Raw genomic sequence first — 21876 nt, 5'->3', positions numbered from 1 at the left:
GTTGTGAACATGAGCGATAACACTGTGACTCCAGCTGCCGCGACACCGGCGGCCAAACCTTCGCGGCGCTGGCCGCTGGTCGTGCTCGGCCTGTGCCTGGTGGCCGGTGTGGCGGGCGGTTTCGGCTGGCTGCTGCTCAAGCCCAAAGCGCCGCCAGCTGAATTGGCCAGTGACAAACTCGGCCTTGGCAGACCGGACGCCTTGCTCGAAACCCGATCGCTCAGCCAGTTGCCCAAGGACCTGCTGACGGTGCCGTTCCTCAAGGCCACGCTCACCGAGGATTTCGTCTTCTATTACGAAACCCACGCCGACCGCCTCGGCCTGATCGGCAGCCTGCGCCGGATTATCTACGAGCATGACCTGAAGTTGCAGGACAGCTTGATCGAACAGCTTTTTGATCAACCGGCGGATGTGGCGCTGTGGCGAGGCGCCGATGGCCGCTTGAAGGATTTCCTGCTGGTGATGGATCGCGGCGGGCTGGCGAAACTGCTCGAGCCACTGGCGAAAGTTGCGCTGGATGACACCCAGCTCAGCGTCTTCGGCACTCTCAAGGTCGGCAGTGATGAGATCCCGCTGTATCAGCTCAGCTACAACGCCAGCAAATCGCTCCTGTTCGCGTCGCGCGGCGACAAGCTGGTGGTGTTGTCCAATCCGGCGAAGTACTACGACCCGGAGAGCGGCGTCCCGGAAGAGTCGGGCCGCGTCTCCGCGCAAGCGCTGGCGGCATTGCTCAATGGCGAAAAACTGTTTCCAGAAGCGTTCGGCCTACCGGCGAAAGCTGCGGAAACCAAACAGCGCCTATCGGTCAATTCCAGCGTTCTCGCCATGGGCTATCAGCGCTTCATCCCGAATTTTGCCGGGCTGCGTTTCGACATGGACGACAAGGGCTGGCACAGCTATCTGGCCATGGACGAGCTGGAAAACCAGCCGGACTTCGATTTCAAACCGGTCTGGCAGGCGATGCCCCTGGGGGCGAGCGCTTGTGTGACCCTGCCGGTGGCGGCCGAACCGCAAAAACCGATATTGATCAAGCTCGGCGCTGAAGAAGCAGTGGCGCAGACCCTCACCGAACACGTCGCCGGTGCGGCGGGCCTGTGCTGGTACGCCGATTCTCGGCTGTACACGCCATTGCTGGTCGCCAGCCTCAAAGACGAGGACAGCAGCAAACTCGACGCTGATCTGGGCAAATTGTTCGGCTCGATGGTCGGCGCGTTCGAAGCCAACGTCGCTGAAAGCGTATTCCCGGTGATCGACAAGCAGGAAGGCCAGAGCCACCTCTGGCAGCGTCAGGTCAGTTCCAGTTTCGGGCCGTACGCGGCGAAGACCGCCGAAAACCCGGAGGCGATATCCGGCAAGGCGTACATGAAAGTCAGCCTCGCCCGTCACGGCTCGACGCTGCTGTTTTCCCTCGACGACAAACTCGTCGACAAAGCCCTCGGCACCCTCGACAAGCGCTTCCCGCCAATGGCCGACGTGTTGCCGAACGACGTGCTGATGCCGATCTACTTCGGCCCGGATGCGATGGCGCAACTGATGCAGCGCGAGACCCTCGACAGCCTGCCGCAGGATATGGAGCCGGTGTTCTACAACGCCGCACAAACCTACCTGATGCCGAAACTGCGCACCCTCGGTGGCTACGGCAAATATGTCCTGACCCTGCCCGAAGGCAGCGAGCCGGATGGCCACTGGCAATGGCTGCCGCTGGAATGGAAAGCGCTGTGAGCGCACTGATCCGCAGCCTCGGCCTGCTCGCGCTGTTGCTCAGCGCAGGTGCCCGTGCGGTTGAAGCGCCAGCGCTCGATCCGGCGCAATCCCAGGTATTCCGCGCCTGGTTCGTGCGCATCGCTCAAGAGCAGCTCAGCCAAGGCCCGAGCCCGCGCTGGTATCAGCAGGATTGCGCCGGGCTGGTGCGCTTTGCCGCCAACGAAGCGTTGAAAGTCCACGACGACAAATGGCTGCGAAGCAATGGCCTGTCCAATCGCTATCTGCCGCCGGAGCTGGCGCTCAGCGACGCGCAACGCAAGCTTGCGCAACAGTGGCAGCAGGGCGGCGGCAAGGTCGGGCCGTACGTCAACGCGATCAAACTGATTCAGTTCAACAGCCATCTGGTCGGCCGCGATGTATCGCAGGCGCGGCCCGGTGACCTGATGTTTTTCGATCAGGGCGACGACCAGCACCTGATGATCTGGATGGGCCGCTACATCGCCTATCACACCGGCACCACCACCCCCACTGACAAAGGCATGCGTTCGGCAAGCCTGCAGCAACTCATGACATGGAAGGACACCCGATGGATACCCGACGCAGCCAACCCCAACTTCATCGGCGTCTATCGACTGAACTTTCTCTCCCAATGACCGGTGCCCGCATGTTGCGTATCTGTTCGCGAATTTCTTTGCTGTTGGCGTTGTTGCTGTCGTTTACCTGCGTTAACGCCGAAGATTCGCTGGAACCGAGCAATTACACGCCGGTGGCCGGTGAGAGTTTCTTCCTGCTCGCCGACAGCAGTTTTGCCAGCGACGAGCCGGCGATGGTCCGCCTCGAAGCCCCGGGCCGTGATTACCGGCGCTTTCGTATGGAGCCGTACGGTGGCGCCGACATTCGCGTGTACCGTATCGACAAGCCACTGGATTTCCTCAAGCGCCAGAAGAACCTGCACCGCGTCGTCAGTGACGGCCAGTTCAAGGGCGAAGGGCTGTCCAACACTCTCGCGTATCTGTGGGACAACTGGTATCGAAAGTCCCGGCGAGTGATGCAGCGTGCGTTCTCTTACGAATCGCGCAAGCAGGTCACCGAAGAAGTGCCGGAGCTGAAAATGGGCGAGGCCATGGTCGCGCCGACGCCGTACGACGCGCAGCCACAATTCGCCTTGATTCCGGGTCTGCCGGTGGTTAGCCAGTTCCGTTATCCGCTGTGGCAGGCCAAGCCGATCCAGCCGCCCGCTGGGGTCAATCTGGCCGGCTCGTCCAGCGACTTTGTCAGTGTCGCGCCGGGCAACGTTTACATTCCGCTGGGTAACCTGAAGCCGGGGCTGTATCTGGTCGAAGCATTGATCGGCAAGTACCGCGCGACCACGATGGTTTTCGTCTCCAACACCGTTGCGGTGAGCAAGATTTCCGGTGACGAATTGCTGGTCTGGGCCGCGCGCAAACACGAAGGCAGTTCGGTGCCCAAGGTCAATGTGCTGTGGACCGACGGACTCGGCGTGATGAGCAGCGGTGCTACCGATGCCGACGGTCTGCTGCGCCTGAAACACGTCAGCCCGGAGCGCTCGTTCGTCATCGGCGAGGACGAAGAAGGCGGCGTATTCGTCTCGGAAAACTTCTACTACGACAGTGAAATCTACGACACCAAACTCTATGCCTTCACCGACCGGCCGCTGTATCGCCCGGGCGATTGGGTGTCGCTGAAGATCGTTGGCCGCGAGTTCAAGAGCGCGCGGGATTCGGTGCTGCCGGGCGCGGCGGATGTCAGTGTCAGCGTGCTTGATGCCACGGGGACCGAACTGCAAACCCTCGATCTGAAGCTTGATTCGAAAGCAGGTACCCAGGGCCGTTTCCAATTGCCGGATAACGCCGTGGCCGGTGGTTACGAAATCCGCTTCAACTACAAGAATCAGGCTTACAGCAGTGCTTTCCGTGTGGCGGAGTACATAAAGCCGCACTTCGAAATCTCGCTGAATCTGGCCAGGCAGGACTACCGCACTGGCGAGCCGGTCAAAGGCAGTCTGGTGTTGCTCTACCCGGATGGCAAACCAGTGGCCAACGCCAAATTGAGCCTGAGCCTGCGCGCCCAGCAACTGTCGATGGTCGACAACGAGCTGCAATACCTCGGGCAATTCCCGGTGGAGCTGACCAGCACCGAATTGACCACCGACAGCAAAGGCAACGCGACCCTGGATCTGCCAGCCGCCGATAAACCGAGCCGCTACATGCTCACCGTGTTCGCCAGCGACGGCGCGGCTTATCGGGTCAAGACCACCAAGGAAATCCTCATCGACCGTGGTGCGGCGAGTTTCCGCTTGAGCGCGCCGCAGCGTTTCAGCGCGGTCGGTGACAAGGTTGCCTTCAGCTACGCGAATGAGGGTGGCACCGAACAAAGCAAAGCCGTAACGCCGAGCAGCTACGCTTGGGTGCGCCTCGAAGATCAGAGCACCGGCGAAGGCAAACTCGCCGCAACGGACAAAGGCTTCAGCCTCGCCTTCGAACGTCCGGGCACGTACAACCTGACGCTGAAGGATCAACACGGTCGCGTCCTCGGCGCCACCGGCCATTCGGTCACCGGCGACGGTGTGAAAGCGGTGCCGGGCACCGTGGAAATCGTCCTCGACAAACCCGAGTACAAGGCGGGCGAAGAAGCGCTGGCGCTTATCACTTTCCCCGAGCCGGTCAGCGATGCGCTGCTGTCGCTGGAGCGCGACAAGGTCGAAGCGACCGCGCTGCTGGCCAAGGGCGGCGATTGGCTGAAGCTGGAAAAACTCAGCGACACCCAATACCGCGCGCGCATTGCGGTGAAGGATAACTTCGCGCCGAACTTGACCTTCTCCGTGCTCTACACCAAGGGCGGTCAGTACAGTTTCCAGAACGCCGGGATCAAAGTGGTCGCGCCGCAGATCGACGTGGCAATCAGCACCGACAAAGCGGTCTACCTGCCGGGCGATACGGTCACGGTCGACCTGACCACGCAGTTCGCCGGCAAAGCGGTTCCGGCGCATCTGACGGTCAGCGTGGTCGACGAAATGGTCTACGCGTTGCAGCCGGAAGTCGCGCCGACTATCGATCAGTTCTTCTATCACCCACGGCGCAACAATGTGCGTACCAGCGCCAGCCTGTCGTTCATCAGTTATGACGTGGCATTGCCGGGCAGCCCGGGTGCGCCGGGCAAGGCCAACCGCAGCGAGCGCGGCGTTAAAGTGCTCGAGCGTCCGCGCCGGGAGGACGTCGACACCGCCGCATGGCAGCCAGAGCTGTTGACCGGCGCAGACGGCAAAACCCGTTTCACCTTCAAGATGCCGGACTCGCTGACCCGCTGGCGGATCACCGCGCGAGCGATTGCCGATGATGGCCAGGTCGGGCAGAAAAAGCAGTTCGTCCGTTCGGAAAAACCGCTGTACTTGAAGTGGAGCGGGCCGAGCAAATTCCGCAAGGGCGATCAGCCGCAACTGGGCGTGTTTGCGTTCAGTCAGGCTCAGAAACCGGTCAAGGCTGAACTGGTGACTCACTATGCCGGCACCGAACAACGTCTGCCGGTGACCCTGAACAGCGGCATCAATTACTTGCCGCTACCGGCGTTTGCCCTGGCCTCTGGCGAGTGGACAGCGGAGCTGGTGCAGGACGGCAAAGTTGCCGATGCCCTGGCTGTGCGCTTGAGTGCAACCGGCGAAGGCTGGCAGGTCACTCAGACACAAAGCCTTGATGTCGTCACCGGCGATACGCCTTTGACTTTGCCGGCGGATGCCACGGATATTCGCCTGCGTCTGGATGACAGTCCGCAAGCGCTGTTCCGTTCGGCCCTCGATGATCTGCTCAGCTACCCGTACGGCGGCGTCGAGCAGACCGCCAGTCGCTTGTTGCCGTTGAGCATCGCTTATCCATCGCTGGCCTCGAATCCACAGATACGTGATCGCTTGCGCCTGATCATGCAGAACAGCCGCCTGCGGCTGGTGCAGATGGCCGGGCCATCGGCGAGCTTCACCTGGTGGGGCTACGACGGCGAGCCGGATGCATTCCTTACCGCCTATGCCTATTACGCCGACTGGAACGCCAGCCGCGTACTCGACCTGACCTTGCCGCCGGAGCACTGGCAGCGCGTACTCGAGGTGTACGCCAAGCAAGCGCCGAATACGCCATTGCTGCAACGGGCGCTGATTCTCTCGTTCGCCAAACAGATGCAGCTGCCAGTGAACACGCTGCTCAGCGGTCTGCTCGACGATCTGGCCAAGGCCGGTGAGGGCAGCGCCGAAACCTTGCTCGATGATGGCCAGGACAGTCTGGTGATGAGCGATCCGGATTCGGCGCTGGGTCTGGCAGCGGCGCGGGTGCTCAGCGCATCGTTGGCCGCGCAGTCGAAAGTCGCTTTGCCGGAGGCGTTCAATCGCCAACTGGGCGCAGCGCAACAACGTCTGGCGGTCAGTTCGCAGCCATTTGTCGAAGCGTTGAGCCTGTCGCTGCAACCGTTCGATCAGGCCCGTGCGACGGCGTTGTTGCAACGTCTGTTGCCGCAGCAATCGACACTGGAACGTGCATTGGCGCTGACCTGGCTGCAACGCAGCATCGCTCAGGCTTCGCCGACCATCGCGCTGATGCCGGGTGAGGGCTGGAAGAAAAACTACGGGGCCAGCGGCGAGATGTACTGGGTATGGCAAGGCACCACAGCGCTGCCGAGCGTGCTGAGCGTGTCCGGCACGCAAGAGCGGCCGCTACGTGCGGCGCTGAGCTTCCAGACGCAACAGCCACAGGTCGATCCGATGGCCGTGACCGTCACCCGGCGCCTGTCGCGTCTGGTGCCGGGCGACGAAGCGTTCACCTTCAAACTCGAGCCGGTTGGCACTAAACCGCTGTCCAGCGACAGCCTGTACCTGGACGAGGTTATCCTCACCAGCAAGGCATCGAAACCGCTGCGCTACGGCATGCTCGAAGTGCCGCTGCCACCGGGTGCGGACGTCGAACGCACAACGTGGGGCATCAAGTTGCAAGGCAAGGATGGCACCGAACCGACCGCGCTGGAGAAAGCCAGGTTCGAACCGGGGCAACTGGCTTACGCGGTGCCGGTCGATGCGCTGAGCGGCGAGTTACGCCTGCGCCATCTGGTGCGCTTCTCGCAGAAAGGCCAGTTCAGCCTCCCGCCGGTGCGCTTCAAACAAGTCTATGCACCGCAGCATCAGGCCCAGGAGGCGAAAGCCGCCCTCGGTCAGGTCACGGTCAACTGACATGCGCCGGCCGCTGCTGTGGCTGTTGATGTGTGTGATGCCTGCGCTGGCGACAGCGCAGGACGAGCCGTTGCGCGTGGCCTATCAGGGCGAGTTGTTGTCGTTGAGTCAGACGCAACTGATCAAGCGCGAACCGTTGCCAGCGTCGCTGGATGCGCCGCTGGGCAGTCTGTGGAAGTTGTTCGTCTACGCGTGGCTGGTGGATACCGGTGCACGGGAACCGGCTTATGAATGTCGCGGGCAGTCCAAAGAAGAAGTTTATTGCTGCTCGGCGGGCGGCAGGATCGAGCGTGATCAGGCCTTAGTGAAATCCTGCGGTCTGTATTTCGAACCGACGCGGTTGGGCATTGCTGCGACGGATTGGCGAGCGTATTGGCAGGCGCGGCAGGCGCCGTCGTGGTTGCTGGATTTGCCAGCCGTGCAGCCGGCAACAAGGGTTTCGGTTGCTGAGTTATTGGGCGTTCTGGCGTTGCTGCCAGCGCAGGATCAAATGCGTCGCGTATTACTTGATGTCGTGCTGAACGCGGCGGACGGCAATGTCGTCGGCCAACTGGGCGGGCGTCTACGGGTGAAAACCTGGAGCTGGCTCGACGATCAGGATGCACAATCGCGGCAAGGCGGATTCGCCGGTTGGACCGCCGACGGCGCACCGATCTGGGCGGGTGGACGCGGCACCGGTCAAATGGTTCTGCGGCATTACGGTCAGGCGCTGGCCAGCGTGTTGCCGACGGCTTGGCCAGCGGACGCGGGGCGTTGTGTGGAAGTCGGGCTGTTTTCGAAATATCCGGTTTCCAAGGTTCTGGCCGGGGATCGTGTTGCCACGTCAGGGCCATTGCGCGGCGACTACCGCGTCGAGTTCGCCAACGGCAATGCGCTGGATATCCACAGCGACGGCGAACTGTTTCTGCTCGACGACAAACTCGTCGCAAGACTTGATCGCGAAGAATATGTCGCCCGCGTCCTTGAGCGCGAAGCCAAACCGCAACCTGCCGAAGCCGCCAAAGCGCTGGCCGTAGCGATCCGCACTTATCTGCTGCAAAACGCCACGCGCAATGGCGACTGCCTGAGCATCGACGACAGCAGCAATCGCCAGCGCGTCGCTCCGCGCCCGGCTTCAGCCGAATCGCGCAACATTGCGGCGTGGACAGCCGATCTGGTGCTGGCCGGCAGCACGGTCACCTATCACTCCGAGCAGCCCGGCCCGGACAAACTCGCCTGGCAGCAAGCCGTCGAGCAAGCCAAGGCCGGCCAGCGTTACGACGCGATTCTGCTGCACGCCTACCCACGCGCCAGCCTCAGCCGCTGGGACAACCCGGTCGCCTCCTGCGAAGCATTGCCCGCCGCGCACGACTGGCTGCAGAAACAGCGACGCGGCTGGCGTCCGAGGCTCGAAAGCGAAAACGGCTACGACGAAGTCAGCACGTTCGCTGTCTGCAAACTTGCCTTCGGCCGGCCCTTCGTCGACCGCGAACGCCAACGCATTTACGTGCGGGGCGTGCTGACCTTGCAGGATCGCCTCGATTTGACCCACGAATATCTGCACCTGGCCTTTGAAGCACACCCCAACGGCCAGGATGAAACCTACATCGAAGGGCTCGCCCGTCACCTTTTGCTGGAATAGACCATGACACTCCGTTATCCACAGGTCTTGCTGCTGCTCTGTGCCTACAATCTATTGCCGCTGGCCCACGCCGCTGACGGCGTCAAACTCGACACCCCGGTCGGCGGCTGGCGCAGCGGCGCACCGCAAGGCGAGGGCGAGAGCTTCCGTCAGACCGTCAACTACCCGGCCTCGTCGGTCAACACACCGCTTGGCCAGGCCAATACCGCCAGAATCAGTGGCCAGATTAAAACCGTGCCGAAGAACAACGAACCCGGACGTCTGATCGTCAACGGCGTCAGCATGCCGCTGAAAATCGATCCCGCCGGCGGCTTCGATCGGCCGTTCTCCTTCCCCAACGGCAGCAACAGCGTCGAAGTCCGCAGCGCCGACGGCCAGCAACGCCACCGGACGCAGTTCCTCAATGCCCGCGGCGGCGCCACACCGGCCAAATTGCGCGTGCTGCTGGCCTGGAACAGCGACGGCACCGACCTCGACCTGCACCTGATCACCCCCGACGGCGCCCACATCTGGTACGGCAACCGCGTCGCACCCAACGGCGCCGCCCTCGACGTCGACGTCACCACCGGCTACGGCCCGGAAATCGCCGCCATGCCCGCGCCGCTCAAAGGGCAGTATCTGGTCTATGTGAACTATTACGGCGGCGGCTATCGCGGGGATGACGAGGGTGGGGATGAAGCGGTGCAGGCGCTGACCACGGCGCAGGTGACTGTCATTACCGAGGAAGGCACGCCGAGCGAGAAGATGGAGACGTTTGTGGTGCCGATGCGGGCGGTGGGTGAGCTGACGCTGGTGAAGTCGTTTAGTTATCCGTGAGCCACGGCTAGTTTGGAAAAACGCCACAAAGCGCATTGCCCTGATAACCGTGAACAATCGGTCCCAGCACCATGAACGGGCCGCAGGCGTAGAACGGCGATGGCACTGTTTGTTTTGAATAGAGCAAAGCGATTTCATTGCCAGACCCGTCACGTCCGAAGGACTGCTCGGAGTACGACGAACACACAGGCAACTTCAACGGCACAGGAATGATCAGCGCCCAAACCGTGATGCCACACCACTCACGTTGGGGCGTTGATTGAACGGTTCGGGTGACCGCTGGAGGGATCGAGCGAGCGCTTAGAACTTTGTACTCATCCGTTCTGTGCGTGGTTTTCTCAGGCAAAGCCACGATTGCGCCTACGCAGCCGCAGAGTTGAGAACTCATCGCGGCGATCAGAATGACTGGTCCGAGCATTGTGAAACGAGGGGTGAATCGCACGTTTTAGCTTCCTTGTGAAACGCTTCAGAACTGCAGGGCCCAGCTTGTTCGATTCCTTTGCGCGAGGCCTGACCTTTATGCAGACATTAAAAAGCCGGCTTGTGGCCGGCTTCTCGGGGACTGGCTTGGTTTATTTTTGGTAAACCGCGCCAGCCTTCAAAACGTACATCCGGATCTGCGTCCGGCTGTGGGACTTGGTCAGACGTTGGTCTGCCGTGTCGGGCGTCACTCGAGCCGCTGGGCGGGTCGATGCGCGAATGTGGGGCGCAGGATACTGAGTTTTGCGTTGGATTCCCAGCCTCAAGTGCGGTTTAGAGCCTGTGAAGCGGTACAAGCTATGAGTTTGTACCGGTTATCAGGGCCTCTTCACGAGCAGGCTCGCTCCCACAGGTTCGAATCAATCATAAAAACGGCACCACCGGCCTGCGCTTGCCCAGTGTCGACCACCAGAACACCCAGCCAAGTATGTGGATCCGCTGCTCCTCGATCTGCGCCGGGCGGAAAACCTCGTCGGGGTATTCGGCGCTGTTGTGGCTACGCATGCGCAAGCCGTTGCCGGGCATGCGGTGCAGGTATTTGATGCGCAGCATGCCGTCGTGTTCGATGGCGTAGATTTCGCCGTCGACGACCTGGGTCAGACCGCGGTCGATGGCGACGATTGAGCCGTCTTCGATGCGTTCGGCCATGCTGTTGCCGATCATGTGCGCGCAAATGGCATTGCTGTGCTGGATGTCGAGTTGATCGAGGTGCGCGCGGGGCAGGCGCAGGGATTGGTCAGGGTCGAGGATGACATGGGTTTTGCCGTCGCCGTTGGCGATCGGGGTTTCCTTGAAAAAAGCCAGGTCGATGTCGCTGGGGTTGATGACGGTATAGACGCCGCAGATGGCCTGGGCATCGAACGTGTCGCCATTGCTGGCGGGTGGGTGCAGGCGCGGGACCTCCTTGACGCCTTCCCCGGTTTTCAGCCATTCACTATTGACCGACAACAGGCGTGAGACTTCTTCCATGCGATACGCCGGGACGCCCCGGGTGTACCAGTTATGAACGTTTTGGGCTTCCGTGCCCCAGAACCTTGCGAAATCTGTGGTGCTGATGTTCGCTGCTTCCAGGAGTGCCTTGAATCGTGGACCGCTAGTGTTCTTTCTCATAAACACGGAGTCTACGGCCGCACTAGAGCGGTTTGAATAAACCGGGCGTTCAAAAAAAGCCTGTATTTTGCGACGGGATGTAAGACGCGCTTGTGGGAAATTAAACAGATTAAAACTGCATGTAGGAATTTAAACGCTTCGTTTAACTGAAGCGTGCAGACACAAAAAACCCCGGATGGCCGGGGTTTTTTTTCAAGCTTCACGCGAGGCGCAATTGCTTAGCCCTTGTAGGCGGCAACCGACTTGGTGATCGCTTCGCGAGCGGCGTCTGCGCCAGCCCAGCCTTCGATCTTGACCCATTTGCCTTTTTCGAGATCCTTGTAGTTCGCAAAGAAGTGCTCGATCTGCTGGATCAGCAGTGGCGGCAGGTCGGTGTATTCCTTCACGTCGACGTACAGCTGCGACAGCTTGTCGTGTGGCACTGCAATGACTTTGGCATCGCCGCCGCCGTCGTCGGTCATGTTCAGGATGCCGACCGGACGGGCACGGATCACCGAACCTGGGGCAACCGGGTAAGGGGTCACGACCAGCACGTCGAGGGGGTCACCATCGTCGGCCAGGGTGTTCGGGATGTAACCGTAGTTGGCCGGGTAGAACATTGGGGTGGCCATGAAACGGTCAACGAACAGGCAATCGCTGTCTTTGTCGATTTCGTATTTGATCGGCGCGTGGTTGGCCGGGATCTCGATCGCGACGTAGATGTCGTTCGGCAGGTCTTTGCCAGCCGGAATCTTGCTGTAGCTCATTGGGCGTTGCCCCCGTAGTTGACCAAAAACACTTGGCCGGATTGACCAAAAAGTGGCGGCGATTATAGGCACATTCCTACGCCGACGCCACGTACCAGAAGTCGTGCAGAGCTTAGTCGTGCGGCTGATAGACCGGGTCTGTGGCCTGAAGTTGCCGCAGTCTGCCCAACGGATCCTGCCGGTAGAAATGCTGCAGTTGCAAATAGACCTGTGGATAAGCCTCGTGAAGCAGATCCGGGGCGCTGAAGAAGTATTCGCTGGTGACGGCGAAGAACTCGGCCGGGTTCTCGGCGGCGTAGGGATCGATGGCGGCTTCAGCGTCGGGATCGTGATCGAGCTGGCGGTTGAGGTCGTCGTAGGCGGCCTGCATCACTGCGGCCCAATCGCTGACGCGCATGTCGGCGTGCAGCGGCGGCAGGCCGTTGGCGTCGCCGTTGAGCATGTCGAGCTTGTGCGCCAACTCATGGATCACCAGGTTGTAGCCCTCCCAGCCACCGCTTGCCAGCACGCCGGGCCAGGCGAGAATCACCGGCCCCTGCTGCCAGGCTTCACCGCTGTGTTCGCCGTCCCACTCATGCTCGACGCCGCTGGCATCGCGATGGCGTTGCGGGCTGAGGAAGTCGTCGGGATACAGGACGATCTCGTGAAAGCCCTGATACCAGTTCAGGTCACCGAGATGCAGCAGCGGCAACTGCGCCTGGGCGGCGAGCAGCAGGCGCTGCTCCTGATGCAGTTCGACGCCGGGCAGGGCGGTCAGGTGTTTGTCTTCGAGAAACAGCACGCAGGCTTCGCGCAACGACTGATCCTCAGCGGCGCTGATGCCGTCAAGGAAGGAGAGTCGATGGCGCACCCGCTGCCACAGATCGTCGGCAATCGGGTGCCTGGCCAGGAGGCGCCGGCGTCGCCAGGCGGTCAGCGACCACATCGGATCAGTGCGATTGCACTTTGGTGCCGCCGAAACGGCTGCGCACTACGCCGATGATCATCGGCACCAGCGACAGCAGGATGATTGCCACCACCAGCAGCGAGAGGTTTTTCTTGATGAACGGCACGTTGCCGAAGAAGTAACCCAGGGTGACCAGACCGCCGACCCAGAGGATCGTGCCGAGCACGCTGAAGCCGAAGAAACGCGGGTACGGCATCCGCGCGACGCCCGCGACGAACGGCGCGAACGTGCGGATGATCGGCAGGAAACGCGCCATGGTCACGGTCTTGCCGCCGTGCTTGTCGTAGAAATCGTGGGTTTTTTGCAGGTAGTCGCGACGGAAGATTTTCGAGTTCGGGTTGCTGAACAGCTTCTCCCCGGCCGTGCGTCCGATCACGTAGTTGGTGCTGTCGCCCATGATCGCCGCCAGCATCAGCAGGCCGCCAAGCAACACCGGATCCATGCCACCGCCCGCGGCCACCGCGCCGGCGATAAACAGCAGCGAATCGCCCGGCAGGAACGGCATCACCACCAGCCCGGTTTCACAGAAGATCACCAGAAACAGGATGGCGTAGATCCATGGCCCATAGTTGTTCACCAGCAAATCGAGGTACACATCGAGATGCAGGATAAGGTCGAGCGGGTTGAAATCCATGGGGGCACCTGTATGACGGCCCGACTCGGCAGGCCTGTGCGGATGACTTCGTGTAAGCCTACAGCGGGGTGTAGTTTTTCTTACAAGCCGGAAAGATCGGGATTATACGGTCTGACCGCTGAAAAGCGCGCCGGTTTTGTAGCGGCGAGTGTCGCGAAGTGAGCAATTGTCAGGCAGCGGTTGGCCGTGGCGAGGGAGCGAACTCCCTCATCACTGACGCTTTCGGAGTCAGAGCTCGTCGCTGATCGGCAGTACGTAGTTCTTGAACTCGGTGTCTTCCTTGAAGCCGATCGATTCGTAGGTCTTCTGCGCCACTTCGTTGTTCGCGCTGGTCGAGACGCGCATGCGCACGGCCTGGGTTTCCTTGGCCATTTTCTTCGCGGTGCGGATCAGGTTGTCGGCCACCAATTGCCGGCGAGCGTCTTCGGCGACATAGATATCGTTGAGAATCCACACGCGTTTGAGCGACAGCGAAGAGAAGCTCGGATACAGCTGACAGAAACCCATGAGTTTCTTGTCGTCATCGTCGGCCAGCGCCAGATAGATCACCGATTCTTTGCGGCGCAGGCGTTTTTCAAGGAACGCGCGGGAGGAATCCGGGTAGGGCAGGGAGCCGTAGAACTCGCGATATTTGACGAACAAAGGAGTCAGCAAATCCAGATGTTCGAGGGTCGCTTGAATAATCCGCATGATAGGTCTCGTCTTCAAGTGGCTGTCTTCAACTGCTCTGACGGCGATGGGAAACCCGGGCGGCCGTGCGTCGATCCTGCCTGAAACTCGCTTGCAAAGGCAATGCGGAAACGGTTCAGGCTGGGGGCGGATCGAGTAGGAAATTACCTTTCATGTCGACAGCGTCGTCCGTCTCCAACGTGTGAAGCTGGGCTTCGTCCTTCAAATTGACACCTGACAGCTGCCGCCGACCGGCCTCGCGCATCAGGTACAGCAAGCGATGCGCCGCCATGCCGTAGCTCAAACCTTCAAGCCGAACATTGGAAATGCAGTTGCGATACGCGTCAGTCAGGCCAACCTTGGGTGCGTAGGTGAAATACAGCCCGAGGCTGTCCGGCGAACTCAGGCCCGGCCGCTCGCCGATCAGCATCACCAGCATTTTCGCCCCGAGCAATTGGCCGATTTCGTCACCGATGGCGACGCGGCCCTGTTCCACGAGCAGCACGGGCGCGAGCGACCAGCCATCGGCGCTCATTTGTTCTTCCAGGCGCTTGAGAAACGGCAGGGTATGCCGATGCACGGCCAGGGCGGACAAGCCGTCCGCGACGACAATCGCCAGATCGACGCCGCCCGGATGGGCGCTGGCGTAATCACGCAGGGATTGCGCCGAATCGTCGCTGAGCTTGCGGCCCAGATCCGGGCGTTGCAGATAGGTGTGGCGATCCGGCGCCGCGCTGTGCAGCAGCAGGCTTTCGCGCCCTTCGTCCTGCAACTGTGCGCTGAGCCCGGCATGATCGAACGGCAGGTGCACCGCATCGCGCGCCTGCGCATGGGCGAACTGGAAATCCAGCTGAGCGCTGGTCGGCAGGCTGGTGCCAGTGCGGCCCAGAGCAATGCGCGCCGGGGTCAGGCGGCGCAATTGCAGCCACGGGTTTTGCGAATCGACCGGTGGTTTTTCCATAAGACTCATCCCAAGTGCGCCAGGGCCTGGCGGAAGGCCGGCGGCAGGTTGTTGCCGAAGCGAACCTTGCCGTCCGCCTGGGTGAAAATGCCCATGTTGGCCAGCCATTGTTCGAACTCCGGCGCCGGTTTCAGGCCCAGGGTCTGCCGGGCGTAGAGGGCGTCGTGGAACGAGGTGGTCTGGTAGTTGAGCATGATGTCATCGGAGCCGGGGATACCCATGATGAAGTTGATCCCGGCCACACCCAAGAGCGTCAGCAGGGTGTCCATGTCGTCCTGATCGGCTTCGGCGTGGTTGGTGTAGCAGATGTCACAACCCATCGGCACGCCGAGCAGCTTGCCGCAGAAGTGATCTTCGAGGCCGGCGCGGATGATCTGCTTGCCGTTGTAGAGGTATTCCGGGCCGATGAATCCTACAACCGTGTTCACCAGAAACGGCTTGAAATGGCGCGCCACGGCGTAGGCTCTTGTCTCGCAGGTTTGCTGATCAACGCCATGGTGGGCGTTGGCCGACAGCGCGCTGCCCTGACCGGTTTCGAAATACATCAGGTTCTGCCCGAGAGTGCCGCGCTTGAGGCTGAGCCCGGCGTCGTAACCTTCCTGCAAGACATTGAGGTTGATGCCGAAACTGGCATTGGCTGCCTCGGTGCCAGCAATCGACTGGAACACCAGATCCAGCGGCACGCCACGGTTGATCGCCTCGATCGAGGTGGTGACGTGAGTCAGCACGCAAGCCTGGGTCGGAATGTCGTAGCGCTGGATGATCGCGTCGAGCATCTCCAGCATGGCGCAGATCGAGGCGATGCTGTCGGTGGCCGGGTTGATGCCGATCATCGCGTCGCCGTTGCCGTAGAGCAGGCCGTCGAGAATGCTCGCGGCGATCCCGGACGGCTCGTCGGTCGGGTGGTTGGGTTGCAGGCGGGTCGACAGGCGTCCGCGCAAACCGAGGGTGCCGCGAAATTTCGTCACCACGCGGATCTTTTGCGCGACCAGCACCAGATCCTGCACGCGCATGATCTTCGACACGGCGGCGACCATTTCCGGGGTCAGACCGGGGGCCAGCAGGCGCAGGCTGGTTTCGTCGGCGGCGTCGCTGAGCAGCCAGTCACGAAAGCCACCGACGGTGAGGTGGCTGACCACGGCGAAGGCCTGCTTGTCGTGGGTGTCGATGATCAGCCGGGTGACTTCATCGGCTTCGTAAGGAATCAGCGCTTCCTGCAGGAAGTGGGTGAGCGGGATGTCCGCCAGGGCCATTTGCGCGGCCACCCGTTCGCCGTCGTTGAGCGCGGCGATTTCGGCAAGAAAGTCTCCCGAGCGTGCCGGGCTGGCCTTGGCCATGACGTCTTTGAGGCTGTCGAAGCGGTAAGTCTGCGCGCCGACCGTGTGAGCAAAACTGGCCATTCAGCGTTCTCCGTGACGGCGCAGAACAGCTCTGCGCCGTGGTTTTCGACAATCAGTGCAAGGCTTGTTCAGCTTTCTGAATCGCCGCGAATTCTTCTTCCGGCGTGCCTGCTACCAAGTGATGCCGACTGTAGAAAGCAAAGTAAGCAATTAACACTCCATAGATGATGGCGGCCCCAATCACCACCCGTGGATCGACGAGGAAGCCCGCCACCACGGCAATGCAAGCCAGCACTAGCGCCACGCCAGAAGTGAAAATGCCGCCCGGCGTGCGGTACGGCCGGTCCATTTTGGGGCGGCGGATGCGCAGGGTGATGTGCGCGGCCATCATCAGCACATAGGAAATGGTAGCGCCGAATACCGCGACCAGAATCAGCAGGTCGCCCTGGCCGGTCAACGACAGTCCGAAGCCGATAATTCCGGGAATCACCAGCGCGAGCACCGGCGCCTTGCTTTTGTTGGTCTGCGACAGTTTGCGCGGCAGGTAACCGGCCCGCGACAACGCGAAGATCTGCCGCGAGTAGGCGTAGATGATCGAGAAGAAACTGGCGATCAGCCCGGCCAGACCGACGAGATTGACGAAGCTGCCCATCCAGGTCGAACCGCCATAGGCCTTGCTGAGTGCTTCGACCAGCGGGTTACCTGAGGTCAGCAGCGAATTGGCGCCGGCGCCGCCGGGGCCGACGATCAGGATCAGCAGGGCGAACATCAGCAGCACCAGCATCGCCCCGATCAGCCCGCGCGGCAGATCGCGCTTGGGGTTTTTGGTTTCTTCGGCGGCCAGCGGCACGCCTTCGACGGCGAGGAAAAACCAGATCGCATAGGGAATCGCCGCCCATACGCCGACATAGCCGAACGGCAGAAACGGGCTGGCGCCGACCGCAGTGGTCACCGGGATGTCGAGCAGGTTGGCGACGTCGAAGTGCGGCACCATCGCCACCAGAAACACGCCCAGCGCCAGCGCGGCGACGGCGGTGATGATGAACATCAGCTTGAGCGCTTCGCCGACGCCGAAAATATGGATGGCGATGAAGATGATGTAGAAGGCCAGGTAAATCATCCAGCCGCCAATGCCGAACAGCGACTCGCAGTACGCACCGATGAACACCGCGATGGCAGCGGGGGCGATGGCGTATTCGATAAGGATCGCCGTGCCGGTGAGAAACCCGCCCCACGGCCCGAACGCACTGCGGGCGAAACCGTAGCCGCCGCCGGCGGTGGGAATCATCGACGACAGTTCGGCCAGGGAAAAGCACATGCACAGGTACATGGTCGCCATCAGCAGCGTGGCGAGGAACATGCCGCCCCAGCCACCCTGGGCGAGGCCGAAGTTCCAGCCGGCGTAGTCGCCGGAAATCACATAAGCAACGCCCAGGCCCACCAGCAGGATCCAGCCGGCGGCACCTTTTTTCAGTTCGCGTTGTTGAAAGTAGTCGGTGCCGACTTTTTCGAAGTCGACGGAGGAAGTTGCCGGTTGCGGGTTTGCATGATCGCTTGGCATAAGCAGTTACCTGTTTTTATTGTTTTTATCCAACCTGATCGCTGGAGTGGCGAATTACCCCTGTGGGAGCGGGCTTGCTCGCGAAAGCGGTTTGTCAGTGACTTGGATATTGAAGGTATGACCGCCTTCGCGAGCAAGCCCGCTCCCACAGTGGATTTGTGGTCGCACGCAAATTCTCTGCGGGAGCGAGCTGCTCGCGAAGCTATTGAAAGGGCGATGCAGTAGTCACTGCCTCGCCCCGTCCGCTTAAAAGAAGCCCAACGGATTGATGTCGTAACTCACCAACAGGTTCTTGGTCTGCTGATAATGGTCGAGCATCATCTTGTGCGTCTCACGGCCGACACCGGACTTCTTGTAACCACCAAACGCGGCGTGCGCCGGGTACAGGTGGTAGCAGTTGGTCCACACGCGGCCAGCCTTGATCGCCCGACCCATGCGGTAGGCGCGGTTGATGTCGCGAGTCCACAGGCCGGCGCCGAGGCCGAACTCGGTGTCGTTGGCGATCGCCAGGGCTTCGGCTTCATCCTTGAAGGTGGTGATGCTCACCACCGGGCCGAAGATTTCTTCCTGGAACACGCGCATCTTGTTGGTGCCCTTGAGCAGAGTCGGCTGGATGTAGTAACCGGTGGCCAGGCTGCCTTCGAGTTTCTCCACCTTGCCGCCCGTCAGCAGCTCGGCGCCTTCGCCTTTGGCGATTTCCAGATAAGAGAGGATCTTGTCGAATTGCTGCTCGGATGCCTGGGCGCCGACCATGGTGTCGGTGTCGAGCGGATCGCCACGTTTGATCTGGCTGACCTTCTTCATCACCGCCTGCATGAATTCGTCGTAGATCGACTCCTGCACCAGCGCGCGCGACGGGCAGGTGCAGACTTCGCCCTGGTTGAAGAACGCCAGCACCAGACCTTCGGCGGCTTTTTCGATGAAGCTCGGTTCGGCCTGCATGATGTCTTCGAAGAAGATGTTCGGTGATTTGCCGCCCAGTTCCACGGTGGATGGGATGATGTTTTCCGCTGCGCATTTCATGATGTGCGAGCCGACCGGGGTCGAGCCGGTGAAGGCGATCTTGGCGATACGCTTGCTGGTCGCCAGTGCTTCGCCGGCCTCTTTGCCGAAGCCTTGCACGACATTGAGCACGCCTGGTGGCAGCAGGTCGCCGATCAGTTCCATCAGCACGCAGATGCCCAGCGGGGTCTGCTCGGCGGGTTTGAGCACCACGCAGTTACCGGCGGCCAGCGCTGGCGCGAGTTTCCACGCGGCCATCAGCAGCGGAAAGTTCCACGGGATGATCTGGCCGACCACGCCCAAAGGTTCATGGATGTGATAGGCCACGGTGTTGCCGTCGATTTCCGCAGCGCTGCCTTCCTGAGCGCGCAGGCACCCGGCGAAATAGCGGAAGTGGTCAGCGGCAAGCGGGATGTCGGCGTTGAGGGTCTCGCGGATGGCTTTGCCGTTGTCCCAGGTTTCGGTGATCGCCAGCAGTTCGAGGTTCTCTTCGATGCGGTCGGCGATTTTCAGCAGGATCAGTGAGCGTGCCTGCACGGAAGTGGCGCCCCACGCATCGGCGGCGGCATGGGCAGCGTCCAGCGCCTTGTCGATGTCTTCGGCGGTCGAGCGGGGGAATTCGGCAATGGGCTGGCCGTTCACTGGCGAGGTGTTGGTGAAGTACTGACCTTTGACCGGCGCGACGAACTCGCCGCCGATGTAGTTACCGTACTTGCTCTTGAACGAGACCTTGGCGCCGTCAGTACCGGGGTGAGCGTAACGCATGATGATGTTCTCCTTGGCTTTGTACTTATTAGAGAGACGCGCAAGTGCGCTTGGTATAAGCGTAGAGCAAGGCTCGGGCCACTGCCGTGCAGGTCAGGCAAATCAAGGGCTTGGCCGGTTTGTCTCGGACGAATGGAGTGGCGCTGTGACGGTTTCGGTACAGCGCGTGTGACAATTTGTACCGCTTGCGGCACAGCCCGTGACCGGACGGTCTTGCCAGCATTGCAATGCGCGGGTGGCTGAGGGATCCTCAGCCAACAGCAATCTCCGTAGGAGCTGCCGCAGGCTGCGATCTTTTGATTTTGTTTTTCAAGATCAAAAGATCGCGGCCTGCGGCAGCTCCTACAGGGATTGCGTCGACCTTTCGGGGAGAACAATAAGAAATGCACGACAACCATTTGAGTCGCCATGCCCGCCAGGTTCTCACCGCCACCCAGGGCAAGCCGCATTTGCACGGCCCCGGTGCCGACCCGTCGATCGCCCGCTCCTGGCTACGGTGTCTGCAGGACTATCACCTCGACCCGGCCCTGAGCATGGCGCCGACCGTGCTTGAACACGGCCGGGTGCTGGAGAGTCGCGAACGTCTGCAACAAGTGTTGCAAATCGCTGGTACGGAAATGAGCAGCCTGCATCAACAACTTTCCGGCGCCGGCCATGCGGTGCTGCTGACTGACGCGCGCGGTGTGATCCTCAATTGCATCACCGCGCCGGCCGAACGCAGGATTTTCGAACGCGCCGGGCTGTGGCTCGGCGCTGACTGGAGCGAGGCGTGCGAAGGCACCAACGGCATCGGCACCTGCCTGGTCGAGCGTCAGGCGCTGACCATCCATCAGGACGAACACTTTCGCGGCCGCCATACCGGGCTGACCTGCTCGGCGAGCCCGGTGTTCGACCCGCACGGGGAATTGCTGGCGGTACTCGACGTGTCCTCGGCGCGCCCAGATGTTTCGCGCCAAAGCCAGTTTCACACCATGGCGCTGGTTAATCTGTCGGCGAAGATGATCGAGAGCTGCTACTTTCTGCGCTGTTTCGACAATCAATGGTTGCTGCGTTTCCACCTGCAGGCCGAGTCCGTCGGTCTGTTCAGCGAGGGGCTGCTGGCGTTTGACGGCGAAGGGCGGATCAGTGCGGTCAACCAGAGTGCGCTGAACCTGCTCGGGCATAGCCGCGATGGCTTGCTCGGCCAACCGGTGGAAGCGTTTTTCGATTGTGCGCTGGATGAGCTGCTTGGCCGCGCGAGCGCTAACGCCAGCGCCAGTTGGCCGTTGCGTACCCGCGATGGCCGGCATCTGTTTGCGGTGTTGCGCGGCGAATCGCGCAAGCCGGCAGCTATTGTTCCAGCGCCCATCGCCGCGCCAGCGCCACGCCTGTCCGGGATTTGCCTGAGCGACGAAGCGTTGCAGGCGGAATTTCGCAAAGCCCTGCGCGTATTCGAGCGCGACGTGCCGCTGTTGATCAACGGCGAAACCGGCTCGGGCAAGGAGGCCTTTGCCAAGGCTGTGCATCAGGCCAGCCAGCGCTTTGGCAACGCCTTCGTCGCACTCAATTGCGCAGCCATCCCGGAAAGCCTGATCGAAAGCGAACTGTTCGGCTATCGCGGTGGCAGTTTCACCGGCGCGCGCAAGGACGGCATGCGCGGCAAGCTGCAACAGGCCGATGGCGGCACGCTGTTTCTCGATGAAATCGGCGACATGCCGCTGGCCTTGCAGACCCGCTTGCTGCGGGTGTTGGAGGATCGGCAAGTGGTGCCGATTGGCGGCGAGCCGCAAGCGGTAGACGTGCGCATCATCAGTGCGACGCACCGCAATCTGCTCGAGCGGGTCGAGGGCGGCAGCTTTCGCGAGGATCTGTATTACCGCTTGAACGGGCTGGAAGTGGCATTGCCGGCGTTGCGTGAGCGCAGTGACAAATCGCAACTACTGGATTTTCTTCTGGCCGAGGAGGCCGGAGGCGAAACGATCCTGATCGACGAACCGGCGCGGCAAGCGTTGTTGGCATTCAACTGGCCGGGCAATGTGCGGCAGTTGCGCAATGTCCTGCGCACGCTGGCGGCGTTGTGTGATGGCGGGCGGGTCGGGGTTGCGGATTTGCCGGCAATGATTCGACAGGCGCGACCGGCGGCTGCGCCTGCGCAGCCTTGCGCGCAGCCACTGGATGACGCCGAGCGTCTGGCCTTGCTCGGTGCGCTCGAGCAGACGCGCTGGAATATGACCCGTACCGCTGAACAGTTGGGGGTCAGTCGCAATACGCTGTACAGAAAGTTGCGCAAGCACGGTATCGCCCGAACCGCATAAATT

16 protein-coding genes are annotated in these 21876 nt (G+C 61.4%); 6 read left to right on the top strand and 10 right to left on the bottom strand.

Annotation, left to right across the window (positions count from 1 at the left end; genetic code table 11):
• Positions 1-9: 9 nt before the first annotated feature.
• Genes ACIGDJ_RS21695 through ACIGDJ_RS21675 form a run of 5 tightly spaced genes read left to right on the top strand, consistent with a single transcriptional unit; the run spans position 10 to position 9365 of the window.
• Entirely contained in the window at positions 10-1722 is a 1713-nt protein-coding gene (locus tag ACIGDJ_RS21695; RefSeq protein ID WP_313004028.1) for a DUF2138 domain-containing protein, read from the top strand.
• On the top strand, positions 1707-2357 hold the full coding sequence (locus tag ACIGDJ_RS21690; RefSeq protein ID WP_397479128.1) for a DUF1175 domain-containing protein: 651 nt from the start codon (positions 1707-1709) through the stop codon (positions 2355-2357). Before ACIGDJ_RS21695 ends, ACIGDJ_RS21690 begins: the two co-directional genes overlap by 16 nt.
• Entirely contained in the window at positions 2354-6928 is a 4575-nt protein-coding gene (locus ACIGDJ_RS21685; protein WP_397479107.1) for an alpha-2-macroglobulin family protein, read from the top strand. Before ACIGDJ_RS21690 ends, ACIGDJ_RS21685 begins: the two co-directional genes overlap by 4 nt.
• 1 nt (position 6929) lies before the next feature.
• Complete coding sequence (locus ACIGDJ_RS21680) at positions 6930-8549, top strand: DUF2300 domain-containing protein (RefSeq protein WP_397479106.1); 1620 nt, start codon at positions 6930-6932, stop codon at positions 8547-8549.
• Positions 8550-8552: 3 nt separating this feature from the next.
• Positions 8553-9365 (top strand): YfaP family protein, encoded by an 813-nt coding sequence (locus tag ACIGDJ_RS21675; protein ID WP_397479105.1) that lies wholly within the window; start codon positions 8553-8555, stop codon positions 9363-9365.
• A 7-nt stretch (positions 9366-9372) separates the two neighbouring features.
• On the opposite strand, the gene ACIGDJ_RS21670 is transcribed toward ACIGDJ_RS21675, so the two are convergent.
• From ACIGDJ_RS21670 to ACIGDJ_RS21625, 10 genes are all read right to left on the bottom strand, one after another.
• A complete protein-coding gene (locus ACIGDJ_RS21670; protein ID WP_313004013.1) occupies positions 9373-9807 on the bottom strand; it encodes a hypothetical protein in 435 nt (144 codons plus the stop codon).
• A gap of 401 nt (positions 9808-10208) precedes the next feature.
• The gene (locus tag ACIGDJ_RS21665) at positions 10209-10955 is read right to left on the bottom strand and encodes a S24 family peptidase (RefSeq protein WP_101160671.1); all 747 of its coding nucleotides are present in this window, start codon (positions 10953-10955) and stop codon (positions 10209-10211) included.
• Positions 10956-11173: 218 nt separating this feature from the next.
• Complete coding sequence (gene ppa, locus ACIGDJ_RS21660) at positions 11174-11701, bottom strand: inorganic diphosphatase (RefSeq protein WP_003205933.1); 528 nt, start codon at positions 11699-11701, stop codon at positions 11174-11176.
• A 112-nt stretch (positions 11702-11813) separates the two neighbouring features.
• Positions 11814-12626 (bottom strand): zinc-dependent peptidase, encoded by an 813-nt coding sequence (locus ACIGDJ_RS21655; RefSeq protein WP_397479104.1) that lies wholly within the window; start codon positions 12624-12626, stop codon positions 11814-11816.
• 4 nt (positions 12627-12630) lie between these two features.
• A complete protein-coding gene (locus tag ACIGDJ_RS21650; RefSeq protein ID WP_016773001.1) occupies positions 12631-13281 on the bottom strand; it encodes a DedA family protein in 651 nt (216 codons plus the stop codon).
• A gap of 228 nt (positions 13282-13509) precedes the next feature.
• Positions 13510-13971 carry an N-acetyltransferase gene (locus ACIGDJ_RS21645; protein ID WP_016773002.1) on the bottom strand — a complete coding sequence of 154 codons (462 nt, stop codon included), beginning with the start codon at positions 13969-13971 and terminating at the stop codon, positions 13510-13512.
• Positions 13972-14086: 115 nt separating this feature from the next.
• On the bottom strand, positions 14087-14911 hold the full coding sequence (gene eutC / locus ACIGDJ_RS21640) for an ethanolamine ammonia-lyase subunit EutC (protein ID WP_397479103.1): 825 nt from the start codon (positions 14909-14911) through the stop codon (positions 14087-14089).
• Between the two features lie 5 nt (positions 14912-14916).
• Positions 14917-16311 carry an ethanolamine ammonia-lyase subunit EutB gene (locus ACIGDJ_RS21635; protein ID WP_101160662.1) on the bottom strand — a complete coding sequence of 465 codons (1395 nt, stop codon included), beginning with the start codon at positions 16309-16311 and terminating at the stop codon, positions 14917-14919.
• Between the two features lie 52 nt (positions 16312-16363).
• Positions 16364-17812 (bottom strand): ethanolamine permease, encoded by a 1449-nt coding sequence (gene eat / locus ACIGDJ_RS21630; protein WP_101160659.1) that lies wholly within the window; start codon positions 17810-17812, stop codon positions 16364-16366.
• A 246-nt stretch (positions 17813-18058) separates the two neighbouring features.
• Positions 18059-19579, bottom strand: coding sequence for an aldehyde dehydrogenase family protein (locus ACIGDJ_RS21625; protein WP_024014465.1), 1521 nt, complete (start codon positions 19577-19579; stop codon positions 18059-18061).
• A gap of 383 nt (positions 19580-19962) precedes the next feature.
• Between ACIGDJ_RS21625 and ACIGDJ_RS21620 the strand changes: the two genes are divergently transcribed.
• Positions 19963-21873 (top strand): sigma-54-dependent Fis family transcriptional regulator, encoded by a 1911-nt coding sequence (locus ACIGDJ_RS21620; RefSeq protein ID WP_397479102.1) that lies wholly within the window; start codon positions 19963-19965, stop codon positions 21871-21873.
• The last annotated feature ends 3 nt before the right edge of the window (positions 21874-21876 follow it).

Origin of the sequence: Pseudomonas sp. NPDC079367 (assembly GCF_044542195.1) — a bacterium.
GTDB lineage: Bacteria > Pseudomonadota > Gammaproteobacteria > Pseudomonadales > Pseudomonadaceae > Aquipseudomonas.
Note: the sequence above shows the minus strand (reverse complement) of the source record. Positions and strands in the feature narration are given on the sequence as shown.

What these genes read in the sequence shown, in the direction of transcription:
- ACIGDJ_RS21680 (WP_397479106.1), top strand. Translation starts at nt 6,930, where the DNA reads ATGCGCCGGCCGCTGCTGTGGCTGTTGATGTGTGTGATGCCTGCGCTG.
- ACIGDJ_RS21655 (WP_397479104.1), bottom strand. Translation starts at nt 12,626, where the DNA reads ATGTGGTCGCTGACCGCCTGGCGACGCCGGCGCCTCCTGGCCAGGCAC.
- ACIGDJ_RS21650 (WP_016773001.1), bottom strand. Translation starts at nt 13,281, where the DNA reads ATGGATTTCAACCCGCTCGACCTTATCCTGCATCTCGATGTGTACCTC.
- ACIGDJ_RS21620 (WP_397479102.1), top strand. Translation starts at nt 19,963, where the DNA reads ATGCACGACAACCATTTGAGTCGCCATGCCCGCCAGGTTCTCACCGCC.
- eat (WP_101160659.1), bottom strand. Translation starts at nt 17,812, where the DNA reads ATGCCAAGCGATCATGCAAACCCGCAACCGGCAACTTCCTCCGTCGAC.
- ACIGDJ_RS21625 (WP_024014465.1), bottom strand. Translation starts at nt 19,579, where the DNA reads ATGCGTTACGCTCACCCCGGTACTGACGGCGCCAAGGTCTCGTTCAAG.
- ACIGDJ_RS21695 (WP_313004028.1), top strand. Translation starts at nt 10, where the DNA reads ATGAGCGATAACACTGTGACTCCAGCTGCCGCGACACCGGCGGCCAAA.
- ACIGDJ_RS21665 (WP_101160671.1), bottom strand. Translation starts at nt 10,955, where the DNA reads ATGAGAAAGAACACTAGCGGTCCACGATTCAAGGCACTCCTGGAAGCA.
- ACIGDJ_RS21690 (WP_397479128.1), top strand. Translation starts at nt 1,707, where the DNA reads ATGGAAAGCGCTGTGAGCGCACTGATCCGCAGCCTCGGCCTGCTCGCG.
- eutC (WP_397479103.1), bottom strand. Translation starts at nt 14,911, where the DNA reads ATGGAAAAACCACCGGTCGATTCGCAAAACCCGTGGCTGCAATTGCGC.
- ppa (WP_003205933.1), bottom strand. Translation starts at nt 11,701, where the DNA reads ATGAGCTACAGCAAGATTCCGGCTGGCAAAGACCTGCCGAACGACATC.
- ACIGDJ_RS21635 (WP_101160662.1), bottom strand. Translation starts at nt 16,311, where the DNA reads ATGGCCAGTTTTGCTCACACGGTCGGCGCGCAGACTTACCGCTTCGAC.
- ACIGDJ_RS21685 (WP_397479107.1), top strand. Translation starts at nt 2,354, where the DNA reads ATGACCGGTGCCCGCATGTTGCGTATCTGTTCGCGAATTTCTTTGCTG.
- ACIGDJ_RS21675 (WP_397479105.1), top strand. Translation starts at nt 8,553, where the DNA reads ATGACACTCCGTTATCCACAGGTCTTGCTGCTGCTCTGTGCCTACAAT.
- ACIGDJ_RS21645 (WP_016773002.1), bottom strand. Translation starts at nt 13,971, where the DNA reads ATGCGGATTATTCAAGCGACCCTCGAACATCTGGATTTGCTGACTCCT.